Annotated in this window: 19 protein-coding genes; 15 read left to right on the forward strand and 4 right to left on the reverse strand. The window is 61.4% G+C overall.

The window, feature by feature from the left end:
- Positions 1–446: 446 nt before the first annotated feature.
- The 3 genes from AX768_RS15725 to AX768_RS15735 are packed head-to-tail and all read right to left on the reverse strand — an operon-like array spanning position 447 to position 4,637.
- Positions 447–1,991: an efflux transporter outer membrane subunit gene (locus AX768_RS15725; RefSeq protein WP_062001088.1), complete on the reverse strand. Its 1,545-nt coding sequence runs from the start codon at positions 1,989–1,991 to the stop codon at positions 447–449.
- Positions 1,981–3,510, reverse strand: coding sequence for a DHA2 family efflux MFS transporter permease subunit (locus AX768_RS15730; protein WP_062001089.1), 1,530 nt, complete (start codon positions 3,508–3,510; stop codon positions 1,981–1,983). The genes AX768_RS15725 and AX768_RS15730 overlap by 11 nt, the downstream gene beginning before the upstream one ends.
- 2 nt (positions 3,511–3,512) lie before the next feature.
- Positions 3,513–4,637: an HlyD family secretion protein gene (locus AX768_RS15735; RefSeq protein ID WP_172811976.1), complete on the reverse strand. Its 1,125-nt coding sequence runs from the start codon at positions 4,635–4,637 to the stop codon at positions 3,513–3,515.
- A 109-nt stretch (positions 4,638–4,746) separates the two neighbouring features.
- Between AX768_RS15735 and AX768_RS15740 the strand changes: the two genes are divergently transcribed.
- The 3 genes from AX768_RS15740 (at position 4,747) to AX768_RS15750 (ending at position 6,854) form a co-directional block, all read left to right on the forward strand.
- The gene (locus AX768_RS15740) at positions 4,747–5,460 is read left to right on the forward strand and encodes a TetR/AcrR family transcriptional regulator (RefSeq protein ID WP_062001091.1); all 714 of its coding nucleotides are present in this window, start codon (positions 4,747–4,749) and stop codon (positions 5,458–5,460) included.
- Between the two features lie 110 nt (positions 5,461–5,570).
- Positions 5,571–6,500, forward strand: a complete 930-nt coding sequence (locus AX768_RS15745; protein ID WP_062001092.1) for a DnaJ C-terminal domain-containing protein — start codon at positions 5,571–5,573, stop codon at positions 6,498–6,500.
- Positions 6,501–6,506: 6 nt separating this feature from the next.
- Positions 6,507–6,854: a chaperone modulator CbpM gene (locus AX768_RS15750; protein ID WP_062001093.1), complete on the forward strand. Its 348-nt coding sequence runs from the start codon at positions 6,507–6,509 to the stop codon at positions 6,852–6,854.
- An 82-nt stretch (positions 6,855–6,936) separates the two neighbouring features.
- Here AX768_RS15750 and AX768_RS15755 read toward each other — a convergent pair whose 3' ends face one another.
- Entirely contained in the window at positions 6,937–7,389 is a 453-nt protein-coding gene (locus AX768_RS15755) for a winged helix-turn-helix transcriptional regulator (RefSeq protein WP_062001094.1), read from the reverse strand.
- A gap of 140 nt (positions 7,390–7,529) precedes the next feature.
- Between AX768_RS15755 and AX768_RS15760 the strand changes: the two genes are divergently transcribed.
- From AX768_RS15760 to AX768_RS15815, 12 genes are all read left to right on the forward strand, one after another.
- The gene (locus AX768_RS15760) at positions 7,530–8,753 is read left to right on the forward strand and encodes an MFS transporter (protein WP_062001095.1); all 1,224 of its coding nucleotides are present in this window, start codon (positions 7,530–7,532) and stop codon (positions 8,751–8,753) included.
- 174 nt (positions 8,754–8,927) lie between these two features.
- Positions 8,928–10,265: a hypothetical protein gene (locus tag AX768_RS15765; protein WP_062001096.1), complete on the forward strand. Its 1,338-nt coding sequence runs from the start codon at positions 8,928–8,930 to the stop codon at positions 10,263–10,265.
- A gap of 152 nt (positions 10,266–10,417) precedes the next feature.
- Positions 10,418–11,407, forward strand: a complete 990-nt coding sequence (locus tag AX768_RS15770; RefSeq protein ID WP_062002257.1) for a LysR family transcriptional regulator — start codon at positions 10,418–10,420, stop codon at positions 11,405–11,407.
- Positions 11,404–12,882, forward strand: coding sequence for a flavin-containing monooxygenase (locus tag AX768_RS15775; RefSeq protein ID WP_172811977.1), 1,479 nt, complete (start codon positions 11,404–11,406; stop codon positions 12,880–12,882). Before AX768_RS15770 ends, AX768_RS15775 begins: the two co-directional genes overlap by 4 nt.
- Positions 12,879–13,853, forward strand: a complete 975-nt coding sequence (locus AX768_RS15780) for an ABC transporter permease (RefSeq protein WP_062001097.1) — start codon at positions 12,879–12,881, stop codon at positions 13,851–13,853. Before AX768_RS15775 ends, AX768_RS15780 begins: the two co-directional genes overlap by 4 nt.
- Positions 13,850–14,776, forward strand: coding sequence for an ABC transporter permease (locus tag AX768_RS15785; protein WP_062001098.1), 927 nt, complete (start codon positions 13,850–13,852; stop codon positions 14,774–14,776). Before AX768_RS15780 ends, AX768_RS15785 begins: the two co-directional genes overlap by 4 nt.
- Entirely contained in the window at positions 14,773–15,810 is a 1,038-nt protein-coding gene (locus AX768_RS15790; RefSeq protein ID WP_062001099.1) for an ABC transporter ATP-binding protein, read from the forward strand. Before AX768_RS15785 ends, AX768_RS15790 begins: the two co-directional genes overlap by 4 nt.
- The gene (locus AX768_RS15795; protein ID WP_062001100.1) at positions 15,807–16,802 is read left to right on the forward strand and encodes an ABC transporter ATP-binding protein; all 996 of its coding nucleotides are present in this window, start codon (positions 15,807–15,809) and stop codon (positions 16,800–16,802) included. The genes AX768_RS15790 and AX768_RS15795 overlap by 4 nt, the downstream gene beginning before the upstream one ends.
- Positions 16,803–16,843: 41 nt before the next feature.
- Entirely contained in the window at positions 16,844–18,421 is a 1,578-nt protein-coding gene (locus tag AX768_RS15800; RefSeq protein ID WP_172811978.1) for an ABC transporter substrate-binding protein, read from the forward strand.
- Positions 18,422–18,428: 7 nt separating this feature from the next.
- Complete coding sequence (locus tag AX768_RS15805) at positions 18,429–19,736, forward strand: acyl-CoA thioesterase/BAAT N-terminal domain-containing protein (RefSeq protein ID WP_062001102.1); 1,308 nt, start codon at positions 18,429–18,431, stop codon at positions 19,734–19,736.
- On the forward strand, positions 19,733–20,242 hold the full coding sequence (locus AX768_RS33260; protein ID WP_062001103.1) for a CMD domain protein: 510 nt from the start codon (positions 19,733–19,735) through the stop codon (positions 20,240–20,242). The genes AX768_RS15805 and AX768_RS33260 overlap by 4 nt, the downstream gene beginning before the upstream one ends.
- Positions 20,239–20,817, forward strand: a complete 579-nt coding sequence (locus tag AX768_RS15815; RefSeq protein ID WP_062001104.1) for a peroxidase-related enzyme — start codon at positions 20,239–20,241, stop codon at positions 20,815–20,817. The genes AX768_RS33260 and AX768_RS15815 overlap by 4 nt, the downstream gene beginning before the upstream one ends.
- The last annotated feature ends 92 nt before the right edge of the window (positions 20,818–20,909 follow it).

Genomic DNA, 20,909 nt, shown 5'->3' on the forward strand with positions numbered 1-20,909 from the left:
CACTTTCTTGGAAACGACCATTGGCGCCTCCAAGATTAACTTTGCAGCGCTATTGAAGTTGCGCTCGCATCAACGGTAGGAGCTCAAGATAGACTTTTAGATATTCGTCCACACCCGTATGCCGAGACGCGCGTGCGGCGAAGAACAACTCGTTCCGCAGTTCTTCCATTGTCGAACGGGGCTTTTGTCGTGCGACAGCGGAGCTCTTTGCAAACGACCCGTAGTGCTCATATCCGTTGAACGACATCGCAAAAGCAAAGACGGCCTTTGGGTCCTCGGGATTTGGCAGATCGGATTCGTTGACCAAAGGTTGCATTGTTGAACTAGAAAAAACATGGTTAATGGCATTAATTGTTGCCTATCATCGCTGTCTTGTCGACCGTCCGTTCCTGGCCGGTTTCTGTCAGCAGCTACCGACACCACCCCCAAACATCCATCACCCAACCTCATTCCCGCCCAGCCGTAGCCACCACCTCTCCTCCCGCATACTCCGCACCTTCAACATCCCACCCGCCGCCCAGCGCCTTATAAAGCGAAACAAGATTCGTAGAAACAGTCGCCGTACTATCGACCCATTGCTGCTCGCTTGTCAGCAACGCCTTCTGCGCCGTCAACACGTCCAGGTAATTCGACAGGCCCCTGACATAGCGCTTGTTTGCAATATCCAGCGCGCGCCTGGACGCCTGCACACTTGCATCCAGCCGGTCCCGGCGACGCTGTTCGGAGGCAAAGCCTGTGAGCGCGTCATCGACTTCCTGAAACGCCGACAGCACCGTCTTCCGATACGTAATCGCCGCTTCCTGCTGCTGCGCCTCCCTCAAGGCGAGCGTGGCACGCAACCGTCCACCCTCGAAGATCGGAATCGAAAGGCTCGGCCCCGCGCTGTAGCTGCGCGCGCCCCAGCTACCCATATTCGTAAACTGCGTGGCCTGGATGGCGACGCTCCCCGACAGCGTGATCTTCGGAAAAAAGTCCGCCTTCGCCGCGCCGATACTCGCCGTTGCCGCATGAAGCTGCGCATCCGCCTCGCGGATATCCGGCCTGCGTCGCGCCAGTTCCGATGAAAGCCCGATCGGCACGCGCGGCGGCGCCATCGGCACGGCCGAAGCGGGCGTCAACTGCGCCGCAAGCGCTTGCGGATATTCGCCGAGCAACACCCCAATTGCGTTGATGAGCTTCGCTTCCTGCTGCTCTTGCTGCGGGATATCGGCGGCGTTCGTTTCGGCCTGGCTCTGAGCATTGGCAACATCCAGATCCGTGGCGAGTCCATGCTTCGCGCGCTCGTTCGTGAGTTGCACGGTGCGCTGCGCGAACGCCAGATTCTCGCGCGTGATCCGCAGCTTCTCCTGCGTTCCGCGCAGATTCAGATAATCGCGGGCAACTTCGGCAGCAGTCGAGACGATCGCGTCATGCCGCGCTTCGTTTTGAGCATCGGCGGTGGCGCTCGCGTTTTCTGCAGTGCGCCGGACGCGGCCCCAGAGGTCGAGTTCCCACGATGCATCGAAGCCATACTGGAACAGGTTGAACGGCGGCAGTGCGCTTCCCGTCGATTGCGTCGGCACACCGCCCTGCCGTCCACCGAGCCCGTTTGTATCAGTGGCCGATGGTGACCCGCTGCCCCCAAGCAAACCGATGACGCCATCGGCGCTCTGAAGTTCGCGTGTGTACGACGCGTTGCCATTGAGCGTAGGGAACTCATCCGCTTTCGCCTGCCCAAGTTGCGCACGCGATTCGGCGACCCGCGCCGCCGCGACCTTGATATCCAGATTACTGTCTATAGCGCGCTTGACCAGCTCCGTCAAAAGCGGATCGCCGAAGCTGTTCCACCACAGCGGATCGATCGGCTCGGGTACCGCAACCGAGCTCGTGTCGTCAGTTTTGGCCGGCGGGGACCATTGCGGCGTCTGCAGCGCGGGATGCTCGAAGTTGGGCCCCATCGTGCAGGCGGACAGGAAGACGACAAACGGAATCCATCGATAATCAATGCGCATTGACCTGTGCCCCCTTCGGCAGCTTCGGCAACAACAAACAGATGGGACACAGCACGAGCGAAATGACGCCCAGCGTGATGAACACATCGAGGTAACTCAAGACAGACGCCTGCTGCTCGACCCTGCTGGCGATCGATCCGAGCGAATTGACAAAGCCGTTGTATGGCGTGATGTGTTCGGCGAGCCGCGCATGGTGAAACTGGTCTCGCCACGCGAGCTGCGTTGTCACCAGCGACACACCGAAACTGCCGCCAAGATTGCGCATCATGTTGATGAGCGCCGACGCGTTGTTGTTTTCTTTCGGCGGAATGCCGATGAACTGCACGGTCGAAAGCGGAATGAAGAGGAACGGCAGCCAGATGACCTGATAAAGCCGCGACAACGATACATCCCAGAACCCGATGTTCAGATTGAGCCCGGCGGTATGAAGCAGTGCGACGCCGGTGCCCGCGAGCGACATCATGACGAGCCATTTGGGCTGGAACACGCGCCCGGTCACCACGCCGGCTATCGGCATGAAGAACAGCGTGACGAGGCCCCCAAGACCCAGCGTCAAACCGGCATTGGTTGCGTCGTAACCCAGCAGTTCCTGCGTGAATTGCGGGAGGATCTGCGTCGTGCTGTTAATGATGAAGCCGAACGCGAACATCACGCTGCAACTGATGGCAAACGCCCGCGATTTGAAAAGCCGCAGGTTCACGATCGGCTGGGCCACGGTCAGTTCGCGAATGACCAGCGCGATCAGCGCAACGCACGCGACCGCCGAAAACGAACAGATGAAGTTCGATGAAAACCCGTCCTCGCGTTCGAACTTGTCGAGCACGATCTGCAGGCAGCCGAAACCGACCGCCACCAGGAAGAACCCGAGATAGTCGATTCTCAGCCCTTTATCGAGCAGCGCACGCCGCTCCTGCTGCACGAGCTTGCTGTCGCTCACGAACATCCACGTGAGCACGAGCGACACCATCCCCACCGGCAGGTTGATCAGGAACACCCAGTGCCACGAGTAGTTCTCGGTGATCCAGCCGCCGAGCATCGGTCCGATGGCGGGTGCCGTGACGACCGTGAAGCCGTACAGCGCGAATGCCATCGCGCGTTTTTCGGGTGTGAACGTGTCAGCGAAAATGCTTTGCTCGACAGGCGCCAGTCCACCGCCGCCAAGCCCTTGCAGCACGCGAAAGACGATCATCATCGGCAACGAGGTCGCGAATCCGCACGCCACCGAACTGACCGTGAACAGCAACACGCAGATCATGTAGAACCGCTTGCGGCCGATCACGTTTGCGAGCCAGCCGCTGATCGGCAAGACGATCGCGTTGCTCACGAGATAGCTGGTCGTGATGTACGTGCTCTGGTCGAGACTCGCGCCCAGTCCGCCGGCAATATGCCGGAGCGCCACATTCGCGATGGTGGTGTCGAGCACTTCCATGAAGGTCGCAATCGACACGATGACCGCGATCAGCCACGGGTTGAACGGCCCCGCCGCCGACCTCGGCAACGCTACGTGAGTGGTGGCCATGCTTATCGCACCGTCACGCGCGGGCTGACCGAAAGGCCGGGCGCGAGCGGCAGATGACGCCAGTCGTCGCCGTCGAAGACGATCTTCACAGGCAGGCGCTGCACGACCTTCACGTAATTACCCGTCGCGTTTTCCGCGGGCAGGCTGCTGAACACCGAACCCGTCCCGCGCTGCAGGCTTTCCACGTGCGCGTGAAGGACAGTGTCCGGATAAGCATCGACGGTGACATCGACCGCTTGCCCCACGTTCATGTAAACGAGCTGCGTCTCCTTGAAGTTGGCGGTGACCCACATCTCGTCGGGCACGACCGCGACCAGCGCCTGACCGGGCGTGACGTAGTTGCCGAGGTTCACGGTGCGGCGCGTCACCTTCCCGGCTTGCGGCGCGAGCACTTCCGTGTAGCTCAGTTGCAGCCTTGCATTGTCGACATCGGCATGATTCTGCCGCACCGACGCCAGCGCGGCATCGATCTTCGTTTTCTGCGATGCAACCTGCGCCTCGGCCGCCTGGACCGCCTGTTTTGCGCTGTCGAGCTTGGCAAGCGCGCTCTTGGTCGTCGCCTGGCTTTGTTCGAGTTGCTGGCGCGTGATGGCGGCGGGGTCCGTTCCGGTGAAGCGGGTCAGGTCCTGCTGCGCCTGCGTCAGGTCGGCTTGCGCCACGCGCACTTGCGAGATCTGTTGCGCCAGGCTCGCCGTCTGGTAAAGCAGGTCGGCACGCGCCTGCGCGACTTGCGCCACGGCATTGGCTTCCTGCGCTTCGGCTTGTTCGAGCTTCACTTCAAAGTCGCGCCGGTCGATGCGCAAGAGCGGCTGATTCTTCTCGACGTGCTGGTTATCGGCAACAAGCAGTTCGATGACCCTCCCGCTCACCTGCGACGCGATCTGACTCTGATTACTGTCGATAAACGCGTCGTCAGTGCTTTCGTAATGCCGGCTGTGCAGCCAGTACGCCACGCCCGCAACCACGCAAACCAGCAGCACCACGCCACCGATCACCGCGTTCAGGCGCTTGCGCCCCGGGCTCATCGGCTTGGATGATTCCTGCTCCTGCCCCTTTGTCTGCGCGTCGTCGCCTTCGGGCTTTTCGCCGCCGGAGGGCGTACTGTTTTCGCTTTCACTTCCGGCCATTGCATTCTCCAAAATAATATTGAGATGCATTCTACAATAGAACGGAACGGTATCGTTCTATTCAAAAAGCCTGCGATAATCCGGTCAGGTAATTCGCGAAGGAACAGTTGTGAGCCGCACCCCGAAAAGTGTTGATGCAGATGTCTCGCCCTGCCCGATCAGGTCGATCTTCTCGCGCAAGAAAGGCCGTCCGTCGAACGCAATGGCGGGTGACGTCGAAGAGCGGATCCTCGATGCCGCCACGGCCATGTTCCTTCAGCACGGGTTCGGCGGGGCATCGCTTGAACGTATCGCCGAGGCGGCGGGCGCGGGCAAGGCGACGCTCTACAGCCGCTATAGCGGCAAGGAAGCGCTGTTTTCGGAAGTGGTCAAGCGCAACTGCGAACGCAGCCTGCAACTCGTGTATGACGCGCCGCAATCGGCGGAACTCCCGCAACGGCTCGTTGCCGTGACGCAGACGCTCGTCACGCGCTTGCTAAGCGACGAAGTGATCGCGCTCATACGGATGGTGGTGGCGGATGCGCCGCGGTTTCCATCGCTGGCGAAACTCACGAGCGACGCCGGCAGGTCACGCGCAGTCGAAGCGGTGGCGACCATGATTGCCGAACACTCGGGGCGCTCCTTCGATGCCCGCACACAGGCCGCGAACAAACGGCACGCGCACGTGCTGGCAACGCAGCTCCTGGATGCAATCGTCTCCCCCATGCTCATGCGAGGCTTGATGGGCGAAGACCTCGATGAAATCCGCGGAGATATCCGCTCGCATGTGAAGCAGACGGTCGCGCTTTTCGTGGCGGCCGACGCGCTGCACGCTTTTCTGTAAGCGTTCGACGGCTTGGGCACATGCTTGTATATTGATGGGACAGCTTGCCGTCAGGGCCGCAGGTCACCTTGTCAGTGTGGGTCTATCGATTAGACGAAACAGGCTAAACCATGAAATACAAGGATTACTACGCCGTAATGGGCGTCCCGCGAACGGCCACCGAGGCGGAAATCAAGACCGCGCATCGCAAGCTCGCGCGCAAGTTTCACCCGGACCTGAACAAGGACGCGGACGCCGAGTCCCGCTTCAAGGAGGTGGGCGAGGCGTATCAGGTGCTGAGAGACGCGGAAAAGCGCGCCGCATTCGATGCCCTCGGCACGGGTCTCAAGGACGGCGACGAGATTCGTCCGCGCCCGGATGTCAGCGATGGTTTCGAGTATCAGGGAGCCGGCGGCGCGCAGGATACGGACGACTTCTTCAGCGATCTCTTCGGTGCGCGCCAACGCCATGCGCCGCGCTCCCAATCGTTCGACTGGCGCGGCGAGGACCATCACGCGCGGGTGTCGGTGAGCCTGGAGGACACGTACAACGGCGCGCAGCGGACTTTTACGCTGCAAATGCCATCCGTCGATGACCACGGACGCGTCACTTATCAAACCCGCACGCTCGATGTATCGATTCCGAAAGGCATTCTCGACGGCCAGCGCCTCCGGCTCGCTGGCCAAGGCGGCGCCGGCACCGGAAACGCTCCGGCGGGCGACTTGTATCTGGAAGTCACGCTCGAGGAACACAAGCGGTATCGAGTCGATGGCCGCGACGTGACGCTCGATCTTCCCGTGGCGCCGTGGGAAGCCGCGCTGGGCGCGGAGGTCGTCGTACCGACGCCTTCCGGTCAGGTGACCATGAACGTCCCGGCCGGCTCCGCGGCGGGACGGCGCCTGAGGCTCAGGGGCCGAGGCATCCCCGGCAACCCGGCCGGCGATCTTTATGTGGTGCTCGGCATCGTCCTGCCCCGCGCCGATACCGATGCCAAGAAAGCCGCCTACAACGCCTTGCGCGAGGCGTTCGAGTTCGACCCACGCGCGAATTTTTATGGGTGACCCATCATGAAAGAAAACGATCCGGTCTATCTGCAGGGCGAGGTTGTCGAGGAACACGTCGAGTTTACGCTGATCGAGCTGTGCCGCGTCACGGGTGCGTCCGAAGAGCAGTTCACGCTGTGGGTGAACGAGGGCGCGTTCGAACCTCGGGGCGCGCGCATCGAGGAATGGCGGTTCAGTGGCGCCTCGCTGCGACGCGCCGTCACCGCGCAACGGCTCACACGGGATCTGGAACTAAATGCTCAAGGTGTCGCGCTCGCGCTTGATCTGCTCGATCAGATCGACGTTTTGCGCGCCCGCCTGGCGCGCCAGAATGATCAGGGCGATTCGTTCGAAGCGTCGTCCGGGACTTGATACGGCAAAACGCTGAATTTGTGCCTGGCGGTTTGATGCTCGAGGCTTCTCCGGCATTGCCGGGGAAGCATCTAGCAAAACGTCATCGTTCCCCTACCTTCTTCACAAACGTCTCCTCCATCGCCAGCGCTTTCCCGTCCGCGTTTTTCAACGCGAGCGCGGGAACCGGCTTTCCGTTCGTTCTGTCGATGAGCACCGAGTGTTTCTCTCCCCGTTCGAACAGATTCCCTTCGCCCCACTGCCGCAACGTGACGATCACCGGGAACAACGCCTTGCCTCTGGGTGTCAGCACATATTCCCAATAAGCCGATCCATCCGATGCCGGAACGCATTCCAGCACGCCCGACTCGACAAGCTGCTTGAGCCGGTCCGTCAAGATGTTCCGCGCGATAAGAAGGCTTTCCTGGAACGCTCCAAACCGGCGAACGCCATCGAATGCGTCGCGAATGATCAGCATCGACCAGCGGTCACCGACAACGTCGAGTGCCCGCGCCACCGGACACGTTGAATCCGAGAGGCCTTTGCTTCGAGCCATTGCACCACCTCCATCGTTGCTTTCGAAAAAACGATCGCTTGTGCGCCGTCGCTCAAACTAGTTGCATTTTAAAACAGGTTTCATTTACACTCAAACCAGTTTTAATTCACAACTAGATTTGACGACCGAAGGAATGACCGATGAATCCAGCAAGCGCACAACGCATACCGCTTCGTGTGCCGGCCCCGTTGGTGTTGCTGCTCGCAGTCTGTTGCGCTGCGAGTGTCGCGAACGTGTATTACGCACAACCGTTGCTGGATGCGATTGCAGCAGACTTCCGTATCAGCCACGCAGTGGTCGGCGGCGTGATCACTGCAACTCAAGTTGGGTGCGCTCTTGCCTTGTTGCTGGTCGTGCCGCTTGGAGACCTCGTGAATCGCAAACGCCTGATCTGCGCGCAGCTCGTGTTTCTCGCAGTGTCGTTGATCGTCGTCGGACTTGCGGTGTCGCCCGTTTCGTTGCTGATCGGCATGGTCGGCGTGGGCATGGCGGGTACCGCGATGACGCAAGGGCTGATTGCATACTCCGCGACGCTCGCGCACGAATCGGAACGCGGAAGAGTCGTGGGCGCGACGCAAAGCGGCGTGGTGGTCGGTTTGCTCATGGCGCGTTCTTTGGCGGGCGTGGTGACGGACATCGCCGGCTGGCGCTGGGTGTATCTCCTGTCGAGCGTGATGGCGGCAATCATGTTGATCGTGCTGTCGCGCACACTGCCGTTGCCGCATGTTCAGCCGGTGACGCTCACCTATCGGAAGCTGTTGCGCTCCATGTTCACGCTGCTCGCCGAAGAACGCGTGCTGCAGGTCCGCGGCATGATCGGACTGCTGATGTTCGCGGCCTTCAGCATCTTCTGGAGCGCGTTGGTCTTGCCCCTGAGTGCGGCGCCTTTCTCGATGTCGCATACACAAATCGGCGCGTTCGGTCTGGTCGGTGCGATCGGCGCGCTTGCGGCCGCGCGTGCGGGCCATCTCGCAGACCGCGGACTCGGGCAATGGACAACAGGTGTCGCGCTGGTGTGCATGCTGGCGTGCTGGATTCCCATCGGCTTCATGCCGCATGGCATTGCGCTTCTGATTGCCGGCATCGTCCTGCTCGATATGGGCGGACAAGCCATCCACGTGACCAACCAGAGCATGATCTTCAGCACCCGGCCCGAAGCGCACGGACGGCTGGTTGGCTGCTACATGCTGTTTTATTCCGTGGGCAGCGGGCTCGGCGCGGTGTTATCGACTTGGGTTTATGCAAGAGACGGGTGGAGCGGCGTATGTACGCTTGGCTTTGCGGCAAGCGCTGTTGCGCTGGTGTTTTGGGCGCTTACATTACGAACCACCCCAGGCCGCGCACAACAGAACGCGGCGCGATGACTGCATTGAATTCCACGCGTTGCACATCGCTTCGCCAAGACTCGGCGCGCCATCACGTACGTAACGTGTGTTCGCCAAGGCACATAAAACATTTCAATCCATCTCCCTGCCAATCGTTTGCGCTAGACAAGGAACCTGAGAAACAAACATTCTTTTATTCGCCCGGAGCCGACCATGTGCGATACCACCGCCAACGATGCCGTATGTCCACAACGGCAAGGATGCTGGAATTTCGCCGGTAGCCATATTCCCAGGCTCCTCGAGGATTGCGAGAAGATGCTGGACTATGCGGCGGATAAAGCTATCGAACTTCCGCCCGAGTCCATACGGGCGATCGCGGTTGCCCGTGAAGCTTTTGCACGAGGCAAATGGACACCGGACATTGAAAAGGACCTGTACGCTGCGAAAACGTCTATCGCCAAAGCCATCCAGCCGTGTTCGCTGGAAACGCTCGCGTCAGGAACGATCTCCGATGCAAAGAAGATCGCAAGGTTCTACTCCCGGCTGACGCTTTGGCTGGTGATTTTCATCGTGCCTGTATCCATGCTTTGCTTCACGGGCTCGGATCTCTCGGTGAAAGGTAAATCGCTGATCGACCAAAACGATAAAAACGCCCTGCTCATTCACGATCAGTTGCAGGACTACCGGATCGCCATCATCAAGGCCAAAGCGGTGCAGGGAGCTTCGGCGCCGGCCGCATCCGCAAGCGCCGAAAAAACCAGAACGGGAGCCGCGCCCTCCCTGAAAAACGGAGACCTGATCAGGATTGCGTCCGGATCAACCCAGGCGTCGGATGCCGCGGCGGCACCTGCTCCTGCGTCAGATTCGTGGGAAATAACCGACCTGGGTTTGTCGCAGACCCCGGCGGCGCGACTGCTTAAAGAGACCCTCCAGGATTTCTCGCGGAACAATCGTCAGCTTTACGCAGAAACGCTTTGGCTGATCCGGCTTACGGGACATGGATCGGACAACGTATATGGATCGCCGTGGATGCTGAGCGGGCCTACGCAGCGTGAGAACCTGGAGCTATTGCTTCCAATCCTGCTCGAACCGACAGACGCCGGAACCCAGATTTCGATACCGCCAAAAGCGATAGGCCCGGAAGACGCGGTCGACGACGGCATGCGCAAACTTGCCGTGTATCAGGACATTCGCGCGATGGCGCAAAACGCGGAGCGCACCAGCGATATCTTCTGGGGCGCGGTAACGTCATATCTACTCCCGGTGCTTTACGCAGTGCTTGGCGCGCTCGCTTACATCCTGCGCGAATCGGCGGCGCAAATCAGTTCCAGGACATTCGACCCCGCAAATGCGCGTTATTCAAATCGAACCCGGCTCATCATCGCGCTGATTGTGGGCTCTGTGATCGGACTGTTTGGCAGCGTCTGGAAGACACAAGTGGGTTCCGCGTCACCGCTCGCGGTCGCCTTCCTCGCGGGATATGCAGCGGACGCATTCTTTTCTTTCCTCGACAAAGCCGCACCGACGCGCACGACAACTGCCACGATTTGAAGACTGCACAGGCGCGCGGCCGGGCGTCCGGATGAGAAAGGGGCCCTGCTTCGCGCTTTTATCTATCAATATAATTTTTGATCATTTGCATTTCGCATGGTCGCGGCGCAAGAATGTGTTTTCTGCATTCACTGATACCCAATCCGCCGGCCATGGAAATTCGCCAACTCGAAGCCTTTGCCGCCGTCATGTCCGCCGGAAGCGTCACCGCTGCCGGGCGCTTGCTCGGGCGATCGCAGCCGGCGGTATCGCGTTCCATACAAGAACTCGAGGCGGAGATCGGCTACCCGCTATTCCAGCGTTTCGGTCCGCGCGTCGCGCCGACCCGCGAGGCGTCCGAGCTTTACCAGGACGTAGAACGCACGCTTGCAAGCCTGAGACAGGTCAAATCGCGTGCGGAACAGATTGCGTTGCAGGCGCCACCGCCGCTGACCATCGCGGCCACGTCAGCGCTTGCGGCCGGCCTCGTGCCCCACGCGCTCGCACTGCTCGACCTGACCCATGCGCTCGAATCCGTGCATCTGCGCAGCGCCGCGCCCGAACAGGTCGTCGATGCCGTTCTGAACGGCATGGTCGATATGGGCGTTTCCAGCTTGCCGCTGGAACATCGCGGCGTGCTCGTTCACTGGATTGGCGAGTCTGCGTGCGTGGCCGCGGTGCGCGCCGATGACCCGCTGGCAAAAGCGCCGCGTATCGCGTTGAGCGACTTCGCCGGCCGCCGTCTTGTAACGATGCAAAACCCCTACCGCCTGCGCCCCCGTCTCGATGCGGCGTTCGCGCAAGCCGGCGTGCGCACGGCTGGCGTGATCGAAACGAATTCATCGCTTAATGCGCTTGGAGCCGTTCGCGCGGGCCTCGGGCTCGCCGTGCTGGAACCGGTGACCGCACACGGTTTGCCCGTGGAAGGCGTGGTGCTGCGCCCGCTCGATATCCGCATACCGTTCCTGTTCGGCGTCATCACACCGGAGTTCCGGCCGCCGAGCGCGGCGACGCTGGCCGCCGCCGATGCCCTCATGCACGCCGCCGCCGAGATCCTCCCCGACTTCGTCCTGCACGACGCCGGCCAGCACAGCGCGATTCTCCAGGCGCTCTACGGCGATGCCGACGACACCCTCAATCCGACCGAAGAGCCCGCCACGTGAGCCTCGACATCATCGTTTCATCGAACCAGATCAAAGGGCTCGCGGCGCTCGAGGCGCGGCTCGCCGAGGACCTGTCCCTTCTCGAATTGCCGGCGCGCGAATGGGTGACGAGCAGGACGCACGATGGCCATGATGTGCTGGACGTCGCGGTGATCGGCGGCGGGATGGCGGGACTGGCGGCATCTGCGGCGCTTAAGTTGCTGGGCGTGCGCGCACGCATCTTCGATCGCTCGCCGCAGGGGCTCGAAGGACCTTGGGCCACGACTGCGCGCATGGAAACGCTACGCTCGCCAAAACAGCTGACCGGGCCGGCGCTCGGCTTGCCCGCACTCACGTTTCGCGCGTGGTTCGAAGCGCAGTTCGGGGCTGAAGCATGGCAGGCGCTCGACAAGATCGACCGGCTGCAGTGGATGGAATATCTGGTCTGGTATCGCCGCGTGCTCGCACTCGACGTCCGCAATGGCCACACCATCGAAGCCGTGACGCCGCGTGCGGATGGTCTTGTGGTGCTGAGCGTTCGCACGCACGAAAAACGTTTCGATGTCTTCGCGCGGCGCGTCGTGCTTGCAACCGGACGCGATGGTCTGGGCGGACCGGCGTTGCCGGGTTTTATCGACGGGTTGCCGCGTTCGCGTTGGGCGCATTCATCGGACAGGGTTGATTTCAGCACGCTTCGCGGCAAGCGTATTGCCGTCGTCGGGGGCGGATCGTCGGCCATGGACAGTGCGGCGACCGCACTCGAAGCCGGCGCTGCGAGTGTCGATTTGCTGATCAGACGTCCGGACCTGCCACGCGTGAACAAGGGCAAGGGTGCAGGCAATCCGGGCCTGACGCACGGCCACCAGACTCTTCCCGATGAATGGAAGTGGAAGATCCGGCACTACATCAATACGGTGCAGGTGCCGCCGCCGCGGGGCAGCACGTTACGGGTGTCGCGTCATCATCCCAGCGTGCGGTTCAATCTTGGCTGCCCGGTTTTGTCGGTGGAAGAAACAGCCGATGGTCTAGCCATCCACACGCCGAAGGGCACGTTCGCGGCTGACTTCCTGATCGTCTCGACGGGCTTCAAGGTAAACTGGAACGCGCGCCCGGAATTCGCCGCGTTCGCGCCGTTCATCCGCACATGGGCCGACCGGTACACCCCGCCACCCGGCGAAGAAGACGCCGAACTGTCCGACTCGCCCGATGTCGGCCCCGCCTTCGAGTTCCTCGAGAAAACGCCGGGGGATTGCCCGGGTTTGTCGAATGTTCATTGCTTCTGCTATCCGGCAACGCTTTCGCACGGCGCCGTCTCCGGCGACATTCCCGCCATCAGCACGGGCGCGAAACGTCTCTCGCAAGGCATCGCGAGTTTGCTGTACCGCGAAGACGTGGAGCAGCATTACGCGGCGCTCGAAGCCTACGCGGAGCCCGAACTCTTCGGCGATGAATTCACGCCCGCCGACGCACCGCCCCAGTATGCGGAGGACCGATGAGCGGCTGGCTCGTTCGCCGCGTCGCGCAAGCGGCGTTCGTTGTGCTGCTGATGACGCTGATCGTATTCATCGGCTTGCATGCGATCGGCAATCCAATCGATATCCTCATCGGGCAGGATGTCGACCAGGTCGATCGCGCGCGGATCATCGCGCAACTTGGCCTCGATCAGCCGCTGTGGAAGCAGTACCTCGCGTTTCTCGCGGGCGCCGCGCACGGCGATCTCGGCAATAGCTTCGTTTATAACGAACCCGCGATTCGCCTGATCCTGCAACGCCTTCCGGCGACACTCGAACTGGCGGTATCGGCGCTGCTGCTGGCGCTTTTCATCGGCATTCCGCTTGGGCTTTTTTCGGGCTTGCATCCGCGCAATCCGCTTTCGAAGATGTTGATGACGGGCAGCATTGTCGGCTTCTCGCTGCCTACGTTCTGGGTGGGCCTGATGCTGATCATGCTCTTCAGCGTAAAGCTCGGATGGCTGCCTGCGAGCGGGCGCGGTGAAACTGCAAGCCTGTTTGGTGTGCAATGGTCGTGGCTGACCATCGACGGGCTGCGCCACCTTATTTTGCCCGCGCTGAATCTCTCGCTTTTCAAGGTCTCGCTCGTGTTGCGCCTGACGAGCGCCGGCGTGCGCGAAGTCATGCCGATGGAACATGTTCGCTTTGCGCGCGCCAAGGGTTTGTCGCCGATGCGTGTCGTGCTCGTGCATATCTTGCGCAACACGCTGATACCGCTCGTCACGGTGATCGGACTCGAGTTTGGTTCGACCATTGCGTTCGCGGTCGTGACGGAGACCGTTTTCTCGTGGCCCGGCGCAGGCAAGCTGATTCTCGACAGCATCAACGCGCTCGATCGGCCGGTGATCCTTTCATACCTGATCGTGGTCGTGTGCATGTTCGTCACGCTGAACCTGCTGGTCGATATCCTTTATAAATTCCTCGATCCGCGCGTGCGGCTGGAGGGCGCGCGATGAGCACCACGCCTCTCGTTCCCGAAACGCCTGTGCGCGCTGTATCGAAGCGCCGGTCGCCGTGGCGTCAACTCGTGGCCGATTTCGTGCGCTCGCCGGTCGCGCTAGGCGCGTTGATCGTTGCGGTGTTGCTCATGCTCGCCGCGGTTTTCGCGCCGTACATTACGCCGCAAAATCCCTACGACCTCCTTCAGCTCGACGTCCTCGATGCCCGCCTTCCGCCCGGCTCCATGAACAGCGCCGGCACCCACGCGTACTGGCTCGGTACCGACGGCCAGGGCCGCGACCTCTATTCAGCGATGCTCTATGGCTTGCGCCTGAGCTTGTCAGTGGGTCTTGGCTCGGCAGTAATCGCGGGCGTCGTTGGCACAGTATTCGGATTGATCGCGGCATACGCAGGCGGCAAGGTGGACAGCCTCATCATGCGGCTTGTCGATTTGCTGCTCGCCTTCCCGTCCATCCTGGTCGCGATGATGCTGCTCGCGTTCCTCGGCAAAAGCGTGACGAACGTCGTGCTCACTTTGGTGCTAATCGAATGGGCGTACTACGCCCGCACAGCGCGCGCGCAGGCTTTAGTCGAAGCCCGGCGCGAGTATGTCGAACCGGCGCGCAGCCTGGCAATTCCGAACTGGCGCATCGTGCTCGTTCATATGCTGCCGAATTGCCTGCCGCCGCTGATCGTAGTCGGCACGCTGCAGGTCGCACGCGCAATCACGCTGGAAGCAACGTTGTCGTTTCTCGGGCTCGGCGTGCCGATCACGGAACCATCGCTCGGGCTGCTGATTGCCAACGGCTACCAGACCATGCTCTCGGGCGAATACTGGACGAGCGTCTACCCGGGTCTCGCGCTGCTGGCCATCCTCGTATCGATCAACATGGTCGGCGACCGTCTGCGCGAATTGCTCAATCCGAGGTTCGTGAAATGAGCGACGCAGCCTTTCATACTTCCGATACCACCCTCGAAGTCCGCGGCCTGAAGACGCGCTTCTTCACGCGCGAAGGCGAGCTGCCTGCGGTCGAGGATGTATCGCTGACGCTCGGCCGCGGTCGCGTGCTGGGTCTGGTCGGGGAATCTGGATCAGGGAAATCCGTGACCGGTTTCTCGATCATAGGACTGATCGATGCACCCGGCCGCGTGGTCGGCGGCGAGATCCTGTTCAAGGGAAGGAATATTGTTGGTCTGCCGGAAGCCGAAATGCGGCGCCTGCGCGGCAGCCGTATTGCGATGGTGTTCCAGGACCCGATGTCCACGCTCAACCCCGTGCAACGCGTCGACGAGCAGATGATCGAAGCCGTGCGTGCGCATCGGAATGTAAGCCGCAGTACCGCCCGTGAGCAGGCAAGCGAAGCGCTCGCGGCAATGGGTATCGCAAGTCCTGGCGAACGTCTGCGTGCGTATCCGCATCAGTTGTCGGGCGGCATGCGCCAGCGCGTGGCGATCGCGATTGCCATGCTGCACAAGCCTGATTTGATCATCGCCGATGAACCCACGACCGCGCTCGACGTGACCATCCAGGCGCAGATCCTGTCCGAGGTGCAGACGCTCGTGCGCACGCAAGGTACATCGCTGATCTGGATCACGCACGACCTGTCCGTGGTCGCGGGTCTCGCCGACGACATCGCCGTGATGTATGCCGGCAGGATCGTGGAGCAAGGCACCGTCGATGCAGTGCTCGATCATCCGCAGCATCCCTACACGGCAGGTCTGATCGACAGCTTGCCGAGCCTCAACACGCGTCACAGAAGGCTGACGCAGATAGCGGGCATCACGCCCGACTTGCGTTCATTGCCGCCGGGCTGCGCGTTCGCGCCGCGCTGCACGCGTGCGACTTCAATCTGCACCACGCCGCCGGCGCTCGGCCCGTCGCCTGCTGCGAAGGCCGCTGAACATGGCAGGCATCTCGTGCGCTGCTTCCACCCGGGCCGTCATGCCGACGTGCCCACGGAGACAACAGCATGAGCCTCATCGAGCTGCGCGGTGTCAGCCAGCGCTTTGGCGAACGCGACGACAACGCTGCAGCGCGCTGGCTGCGTGAACGCAAACTCCTCGCGCCGCATGCAATCACGCGTGCAGTCGATCACGTCGATCTCGCAATACAGCCCGGCGAAGTAGTCGGTCTTGTCGGCGAATCGGGCTGCGGAAAATCGACGCTCGGCCGGATCGTCTCGGGCCTCATCGCGCCGACGGAAGGCGATGTGATGGTCGACGGCCACGATCGCGAATCCATGTCACCCGACGCATTGCGTGCCGCCAGGCTTGCGATCCAGATGATTTTCCAGGACCCGTATTCGAGCCTGAATCCGAGGCGGCGGGTGCGCGATATCGTCGGTGAGGCACCGCTGATTCACGGCATGGTCGAACGCGCCGATCTCGACGCATACGTGGCTGCGCAACTGAAACGCGCGGGGCTCGATCCGTCACTGGCAGACAGATACCCGCATGAATTCAGCGGCGGTCAGCGGCAGCGCATTGGTATCGCGCGGGCGCTTGCCGTCAATCCGTCGATGCTCGTCTGCGACGAAGCCGTAGCCGCGCTGGATGTATCAATACAAGCGCAGATCCTGAATCTCTTCATGGACCTGCGCGAGCAGTTGAACCTCACGTATTTGTTCATCAGCCACGATCTTGGCGTGGTCGAACAATTATCCGATCGCGTGGTGATCATGTATCTCGGTCGCGTGGTGGAAAGCGCGCCTGTTGAACAGATATTCCGGCGTCCGAACCATCCGTACACGCAAACCTTGCTTGCGGAGATTCCTCGTATCGATGCGCGCAAAAAGCACTTCACCGCCATTCGCGGCGAAATGCCGAGTCCGCTCGCGCCGCCGTCCGGTTGCCATTTCCATCCGCGATGTCCGCACGCAATGCCGCGCTGCAAGACCGAAGTCCCGACCTTGCGCGGCATTGCCATCGAACACGTCAGCGCCTGTCACCTGAACGACGCTCAATGATTCTTCAATCCAGAACATACTTCAAGAAAAGGAATTGCATCGTGAATCGCCTGATCCTTTCCACGCTGAGCGTAACCCTCGCCGGCGCGGCGTTGTTCAGTTCGGCCACATCCGCGCAGACGCTCAACATTGCGTTCGCCGATCCGTTGTCATCGCTCGATCCGCAGTTGAACAACTACGCGGGCGACCGTTCCGTTGATCTGCACTTCTGGGACTTGCTGGTCGAAAACCACGACAACGTGCTCGCACCCGGACTCGCCACCAGCTGGAAAGCGACGGGTAACGATACCTGGGAATTCAAGCTGCGCCATGATGTGAAGTGGCAGGACGGTGCGCCGTTCACCGCTGATGACGTCATCTACTCTTACCAGCGCGCGCGCAATGTACCGGGCACCATTGCGACCTTTGCGGGTTATCTGCGCACCGTCGCGTCAGTGACCGCGCCCGATCCGTACACGCTCGTCATCAAGACGAGCACGCCGACGCCCGACCTGCCGCTGAACCTGACATCTGTGCATATCGTCAGCAAGCATGTGGGCGAGAAGTCATCGAGTGAAGACTACAACGCCGGCCGCGCGATGGTCGGATCGGGACCCTACAAGTTCGTCTCATACACGCCCGGGGACCGCGTAGTGATGAAACGCAACGACGCATACTGGGGCGCGAAGCCGCTCTGGGACACGGTGAACTATCGCTACGTCAGCAACGCGGCGGCCCGGACGGCGGCGCTGTTGTCGGGCGATGTCGACATGATCGACAAAGTCTCTGTCTCCGATTTGCCGCGCCTGAAGCAATCGCCGAAGGTTTCCGTCTACGCGTATCCAGGCCTGCGCGTCCTGCTACTTCAACCGAGTTTCCGCGAAGGACCGAGCCCCTATATCACCGATAACGCCGGCAAGCCCCTGCCAAAAAACCCGCTCCTCGATGTACGCGTGCGCCGCGCGTTGTCCCTTGCGATCAATCGTCCCGCGATCACCGACCGCATCCTGCAAGGTGCAGCGACGGTCGCGAACCAATGGATGCCGGCGAAGACCTTCGGTTATAACCCTGATGTCAAGGACATCCCGAACGATCCGGCCCAGGCGAAGAAACTGCTTGCCGAAGCGGGTTTCCCCGATGGTTTCCAGTTGACGCTCAGCGTGCCGAACGACCGTTATCCGCAAGCACCTGAAACGGCGCAGGCCGTCGCGCAATTCTGGACGCGCATTGGCGTGAAGACGAAGGTCGAGGTCATGCCATGGGCGGTTTACGCAAGCCGGGCGAATAAAAACGAGTTCGCGATGAGCATGATCGCGTGGGGTAACGGCACGGGCGAAGCGAGCTACGCGCTCGTCAACATCCTCGGCACCGTCGATGCAAAGAAGGGCATTGGTTCATCGAACTGGGGCCGCTATAGCAGTCCCGCCGTCGATCACGCGCTCGATGCCGCGACCGCCGAGTTCGACGCCGCCAAGCGCGAAACGATCCTGCGCGGATCGGTGAAGGTGGTGAGCGACGACGTGGGCGTCATTCCGCTTTTCCATTATCAAAACATCTGGGCCGCGAAGAAGGGGCTGAAGGTGACCCCGGCCGTCAGCGACCGGACGACCGCGATGATGGTCACGCGCATCGGCAATTGAGGCCGGCATGACATACATCACGATCACTCCGGCCGATGACCTGATCGACGTCCCGCGCCGCATCCTGGTTGGCGGTTCGCAAGCGGGCACGTTGATCGGGTTGCGCACGCACACTGCGCGCGGCGATGGCGTGATCTGGACAAGCCGCGCGGTATATCGCGCGGACGCGGATGGCGTTATCGACCTTTCGCGCGATGCACCTGTTGAAGGCGATTACAGCGATGTGTCGCCGATGGGACTGATCTGGTCGCAAACGCCCGTTGAAACCGGCAAGCGCGAGGTGTTCCCGGCGGATGTAAGCGACGCGCTGACCACGCGCGTCGAAGTTTTCGATGCCGATGGAAAGTGCCTGGACGAAGCCGTGTTGACACAACGCCTGATGGCACCGGGCGTTCAACGACGCGAGATGCGCGAGGACGGTTGCGTTGGCACCCTGTTCGTTCCAGCAACGCCGGGACCGCATCCGGTCGTGCTCGTGCTGAATGGATCGGGCGGCGGCATCAATGAGCCGCGCGGTGCGCTGTATGCATCGCGTGGATATGCCGCCCTTGCGCTCGGCTACTTCAAGACACCGGGACTATCCGATTACATCTCGAACACGCCGCTCGAATATTTCCGCCGCGCGCTCGACTGGATCAGCCGCGAGTTGCAGCCCGCGCATGGCTTCATTGCAGTCAGCGGACAATCGCGCGGCGGCGAACTTGAGTTGTTGCTCGGTGCGACTTATCCAGACCGGATCAAGGCGGTGATCGGTTATGTGCCTGGCGCGGTGGTCCACAGCGCGCAAAACGCCGCGGATCCCGCAACGGGCCGCGAAGGCCCGGCGTGGTTGATCGATGGCAAGCCGCTACCGCATCTATGGGAAAACAATCGCACGGCAAGCTGGAAGCCTTTCGATGACGGACCGCCGCCGCACCGCCATGAACGCGCCATTCGCACCGCCTTGCTCGATCAGGAAGCGGTGGAACGCGCGCGGATTCGCGTGGAACAGATCGATGGACCCGTGCTTCTGCTTTCCGCCGCTGACGACGGATCATGGCCATCGTCCGACTATTCGCGCATGGTCGTCGACAAGCTGGAGCAGCAGAAACATGCGTACCCGGTCAACCATCTCGACTTCGATCAAGCCGGCCACGCCATCGTGTTCCCTTACGTACCGACCACCCAACTCGTGTATGCGCATCCCGTGTCGGGACGCATCAGCACGGGCGGTGGCCGGCCCGCAGCAAACGCGCACGCCGATGAAGCATCGTGGCGCGCGGTCCTGAATTTCCTCAACGCTGCTACAAGCACTCGCGCAAAGGAGCAAGCATGACAGATACGGATATTGTCGACCGGATTGCGGGTCTCACGCCGGGCACGCCGACCCATGCCATAAGGCACAAACGCGAGAAAGTTGCCGATGCCACCCAGCGCAGCTACGAAGCGCTGTTCGATCCGGCGCTGCCGGATTTATCGCTGAGTGATCGCTTGTTCGTAGCGTTGTACGCGTGCACGTTATCGAATGCTTCGGCACTGGGCGCGCATTACGCGGAACGGCTTGCATCGATCGATGCGGACCGCGCCTTGATCAACCAGATCGCGCAGGGTTCCATCGTCACACAAGAACCGCGGCTGCATGCAATGCTGGTCTTCACGCGCACGCTGATCGAATCGCCCATCGAGGGCGACAAGGCCGCGCTCGAACACCTTCCCGCCGCGGGCATCCCGACGCCGGCCGTGGTCGCGCTCGCGCAACTGATCGCGTTCCTCTCCTATCAAATTCGCCTGACTGCCGGATTGCGCGCGCTGCAGGCGCTGAATGCCACGGAGGCCGCATGAGCCGTCTGATCGAAGCACATGGCTTTACCAATCGCGTGCTCGGATGGGACGCGTGGCTGGACGTCGTGCAACTCGCCGATGCATCGGCCGAACAAATTGCCGTGCTCGAAGAAAGCCATCCGAAGGCGAAGGAATCCGACTACTACCTGTTCCTCGTGCATCAGCCTGAGATTTTGCGGCAGCGTTCGGCCGCGTTCAACGCGATCATGTACGCGCCCGGCGGATTGCCGCGCGCTGAACGCGAACTGGCGTCGACGGTGGTATCGCGGATCAATGGCTGCGTGTATTGCGCTTCGGTGCATGCGCAGCGGTTCGAGCAATTGGCCAAACGCGATGATGTGATCGAGCAGGTGTTCAACGATCCTGTCACCGCAGGGACCACGCCGCGCGAGAAGGCGATCGTGCTGGCATCGATCGATTTGACGCTCAGGCCGGGCGAGGTCGAGCCGGCTCAGTTGAAGGCGCTGCGCGACGTTGGCCTGAACGACGATGAGATCCTCGACCTGATTCATTCCATCGCCATTTTTGCATGGGCGAACCGGTTGATGTTGAATCTGGGGGAACCGGTGGGGTAAGGCGGAATGTGGTCCGTGCGGGCGCATTATGGGCAGCGCTATCACGCACAACGAAAAAAACAAAGGCCACGCGTGTGCGTGGCCTTTGCGTG

Source organism: Burkholderia sp. PAMC 28687 (assembly GCF_001577465.1).
In the GTDB taxonomy this organism is placed as follows: domain Bacteria; phylum Pseudomonadota; class Gammaproteobacteria; order Burkholderiales; family Burkholderiaceae; genus Caballeronia.